Origin of the sequence: Sphingobium sp. HDIP04 (assembly GCF_000445085.1) — a bacterium.
In the GTDB taxonomy this organism is placed as follows: domain Bacteria; phylum Pseudomonadota; class Alphaproteobacteria; order Sphingomonadales; family Sphingomonadaceae; genus Sphingobium; species Sphingobium indicum.
This window is the reverse complement of record NZ_ATDO01000140.1, coordinates 1-4,174: the sequence shown is the minus strand read 5'-3', so window position 1 is coordinate 4,174 and position 4,174 is coordinate 1. Positions and strand designations below refer to the sequence as shown.

Sequence of the window (4,174 nt, the reverse complement as noted above, 5' to 3'; positions counted from 1 at the left end):
CGGGCCGACCGTTCGCCGCCGCGTCCGCGCCAGCCGCCATCCTCGCCTCGCTGGGCATGGGCCGGGGCGATTCCGCCCAATATCGTCGCGGTCATCAAGCCCGCCAGCATCATTTTCCTCAACATGCCGTTCGCTTTCGTATCACGGGGCCATTCGCCCCTCATATTCCGCTTCTAGGACTCGGGCCATGTCGTGATGCTGAACCCGTCTGTCAGCGATTTGAAAGAATCCCCCGGCGCAGGATGAGCATCGGTTGCGCCGAAATCACCGGAAATATGGCCAGGAACGGCAAAAGCTGATCCAGATCAGAGCATCGCCCCGCAAACCCCCTTAGGAATGCGGGGTGACGATGACGCCCACTGCCGGCAGCGCCCGCCAGGCCCTGCGCCAAGCGACGATGGAAAGCCATCAGCGGGTCGACGACCTGTTTTCCCATTTTTCGCTGGAGGACAGCGCCAGCTATGCCGCTTTCCTGAAGGCCCACGCCAGGGCGCTCGCCCCGCTGGAGGAGATGGCCCGGCCCGATTCCCCGCGCCTGCCGCTGCTGGCGCGCGATCTGGCGGACCTGGGCGAAACGCTGCCCGCGCCGCTCGCCGCGCCGCCCTCCCCGTCCGACGCCTGCCGCTGGGGCGTCCGCTACACGCTGGAAGGATCGCGGCTGGGCGGCGCCATGCTCGCCCGGCGCGTCGGCCCCGGCCTGCCCCGCGCCTATCTGTCCGCCGTGCATGAAAAGGGCGGCTGGGCCGCGTTCCAGCGTCGGCTGGACGATGCCGCGGCCGAAGGCGGCGAGCCATGGATCGACGATGCCATCCGCGGCGCGCAGGCCGCCTTCGGCCTGTTCGCGGCCGCCGCCGGCGGCACGGCGCCGGCCCATGGCTGACGGCAATATCCCGGCGGGGGGTTTCGCCGTCGACCTCGCCAATTGCGACCGGGAGCCGATCCATGTCCCCGGCACGGTCCAGCCCTTCGGCTTCCTGGTCGCGCTGACCGCCGACTGGCTGGTGTCGCGCGTGTCGGCCAACAGCGCCGACCATATCGGCCTTTCGCCCGAACAGATGCTGGGCCGGCCGATCGGCGGCATCTTCAGCGCGGAGGCGGTCCATTCCCTGCGCAACCGCATCACCCTGCTGCGCGGCCCCGACGCGGTGGAGCGCATCTTCTCGCTCGCCCTGATGGAGGGCGTCGCGCCGTTCGACGTCGCCGTCCATTTCTCCGGATCGCTGGTCGTGATCGAGGCCGAACCGGCATCCCATGACGAGATGGAGGCCAGCAGCACGGTCCGCTCCATGGTCTCGCGGCTCGGCCAGACGGAGGGCATGGCCGCCTTCCTGCGGGACGGGGCGCGGCAGGTGCGGGCGCTGACCGGCTTCGACCGGGTGATGGTCTATCGTTTCGCGGAGGGCGGCGACGGCGAAGTCGTGGCCGAAGCGCTGCGCCCCGGCATCGACAGCTTCTTCGGCCTGCATTATCCCGCGTCCGACATTCCCGCGCAGGCGCGCGCGCTCTACCTGCGCAATATCTTCCGCGTGATCGCGGACGTCGGGGCGCGGCCGGTTGCCGTCGTGCCTCAACTCGATCCCTCCGGCGCGGCGCTCGACATGTCGCTCTGCCTGACGCGGGCGGTGTCGCCGATCCATATCGAATATCTCGGCAATATGGGGGTGGGGGCCTCGCTTTCCATCTCGATCATCGTCGAAGGGCGGCTCTGGGGCCTGTTCGCCTGCCACCATTATGGTCCCCGCCTGCCCAGCTTCGCGCAGCGCAGCGCAGCCGAACTGTTCGGCCAGATCTTCTCGATGATGCTCGAAAATCGCGAGCGCAGCGAAACCGCCGCCTATGAGGGCAAGGCCCGGCAGGTGGCCGACCGGCTGATGTCGGCGGTGGCGCAGGACCATGACCTGCTGTCCAACGCCCGCTGGCTGGGCGACGTGATCTTCGACACCATCCCGGCGGACGGCGTGGGCGTCTATATCGACGGCCAGATGACCTTTTCGGGCCTCAGCCCGGACGAGCGCAGCTTCGCCGCCATCGTCGCCATGCTGAACCGGACGGCCGCCGGCCAGGTCTTCGCCACCGACCATCTGGCGCGCCTGCTGCCCGAAGCGGCGGCCCATGCCGACCGGGCGGCCGGCCTGCTCGCCATCCCGCTGTCGCGCCGTCCCCGCGACTATGTGGTGCTGTTCCGGGCGGAACAGCTCCGCTCGGTGCGCTGGGCGGGCAGTCCGGAAAAGCATGTCGAATATGGTCCCAACGGTCCCCGCCTCTCCCCCCGCAAGAGCTTCGAGGAGTGGTCGGAACTGGTGCGCGGCACCGCCGTGCCCTTCACCGCCGCCGAACTGCGCGTGGCCGGGGCGCTGCGCACCGCCCTGCTGGAGGTCATATTGCGCCTGTCCGATTCCGCGCATGAGGAACGGCAGAAGGCGCATGAAAAGCAGGAATTGCTGATCGCCGAACTCAATCATCGCGTCCGCAACATCCTCTCGCTGATCCGGGGGCTGCTGTCCCAGACCCGCGACAATGCCCAGTCGGTCGACCAGTTCATCGACACGCTGGAAAGCCGCGTCCATGCCCTGGCCCGCGCCCATGACCAGATCACCGCCGACCGCTGGGCGCCTGCCCGGCTCTACGACCTCATAGAGGTGGAATCGGCCGCCTATCTGGGCGAGCGGCGCGACCGGGTGAAGCTGACCGGCCCCAATGTCCTGCTGACCCCCGCCGCCTTCACCGTGCTGGCGCTGGTGATCCATGAGATGCTGACCAACGCCGCCAAATATGGCGCGCTGTCCGACAATGGCAGCGTGGCCATCGACTGGCGCGTCGATGCCGACGGCAGCCTGCTGCTCGACTGGCGGGAAAGCGGCGGGCCCGCCGTGGTCGCGCCCACGCGCCGGGGTTTCGGATCGACCGTGATCGAACGGTCCATCCCCTATGATCTCGATGGCCGGGCGGAGGTGCATTACCGCCTTTCCGGGCTGGAGGCGCGATTCTGCATCCCCTCCGCCCATGTCGCCTCCGTCCTGCCCGACGTCGTCGGCGCCGAACGCGCGACCCCCGCCCCGGCGCCCGCGCCCACGCTGCTCAAGGGCCGCAACGTCCTGCTGGTCGAAGACAATATGATCATCGCCATGGACGGCGAGGACGCGCTGCGCGACCTGGGCGCCGAAGTGATCACCGCCGCCAGCGTCAGCCGCGCGCGGGAGGCGATTGCGAACCATGAGGTCGATCTGGCGGTGCTGGACTTCAACCTGGGCAATGAAACCAGCCTTCCGGTGGCGGAACTGCTGGCGGAAAGGGGCGTCTCCTTCCTCTTCGCCACCGGCTATGGCGACGGGCTGGACCTGCCCGAACGCTTCGGCGACGTGACCTTGCTCAAAAAGCCCTATTCCGGCACCACCCTGGCCCAGGCCATCGCCCCGGTCCTGGAAGAGAACGAGGCTTAAGGGGCGTCGGCCTCCGCCCTTTCCGCCCAGCTGAAACAATCCGTTTCCGGCCCTCCCGCTTGCGCCGCGCCCAGATCCATCCGATCTCCCGGGCATGAGACAACCGACCCTTTTCATCCCCCATGGCGGCGGCCCCTGCTTCTTCATGGACGCCAGCGATCCCGATCACCCGCATTGCGACCCGATGTGGCAGCCGATGCAGGACTATCTGGCGGGCATCGTCGCTACCCTGCCCGAACGCCCCGGCGCGATCCTGCTGGTCTCCGGCCATTGGGAGGAAAGCCGGTTCACCGTCCATGACGGGGAAAGGCCCGGCCTGCTGTTCGACTATCATGGCTTTCCGCCGCACACATACGCGCTCCGCTGGGACGCGCCCGGCGCGCCTGCGCTCGGCCGCCGCGCCGCCGGCCTGCTGGAACAGGCGGGCTGTCCCGCCGGAACGGAGGAGGAGCGCGGCTGGGACCATGGCGTCTTCATCCCGATGAAGGTCGCGCTGCCGCAAGCCGACATTCCGCTCGTCCAACTCTCGCTCCGCCACGATCTGGACCCGGCGGCGCACATCGCCGCCGGACGCGCCCTCGCCCCGTTGCGCGACGAAGGCGTGCTGATCGTCGGTTCGGGCATGAGCTTCCACAATTTGCGCGTCCGCGGTTCCCAGGCCACCGCGCCGTCGAAGCTGTGCGACGACGCCCTGACCGCCGCCGTGACCGATCCCGACCCGGCCAGCCGCGCCC

Annotated in this window: 3 protein-coding genes; all 3 read left to right on the top strand. The window is 68.9% G+C overall.

Annotated elements, in window-relative coordinates:
- Positions 1-349 precede the first annotated feature (349 nt).
- Complete coding sequence (locus L286_RS45655; protein WP_020819884.1) at positions 350-880, top strand: biliverdin-producing heme oxygenase; 531 nt, start codon at positions 350-352, stop codon at positions 878-880.
- Positions 873-3,440, top strand: a complete 2,568-nt coding sequence (locus tag L286_RS45650) for an HWE histidine kinase domain-containing protein (protein WP_021224016.1) — start codon at positions 873-875, stop codon at positions 3,438-3,440. The genes L286_RS45655 and L286_RS45650 overlap by 8 nt, the downstream gene beginning before the upstream one ends.
- Positions 3,441-3,534: 94 nt before the next feature.
- The coding region (locus L286_RS45645; protein WP_031293606.1) for a DODA-type extradiol aromatic ring-opening family dioxygenase at positions 3,535-4,174 on the top strand (640 nt) is incomplete at its 3' end.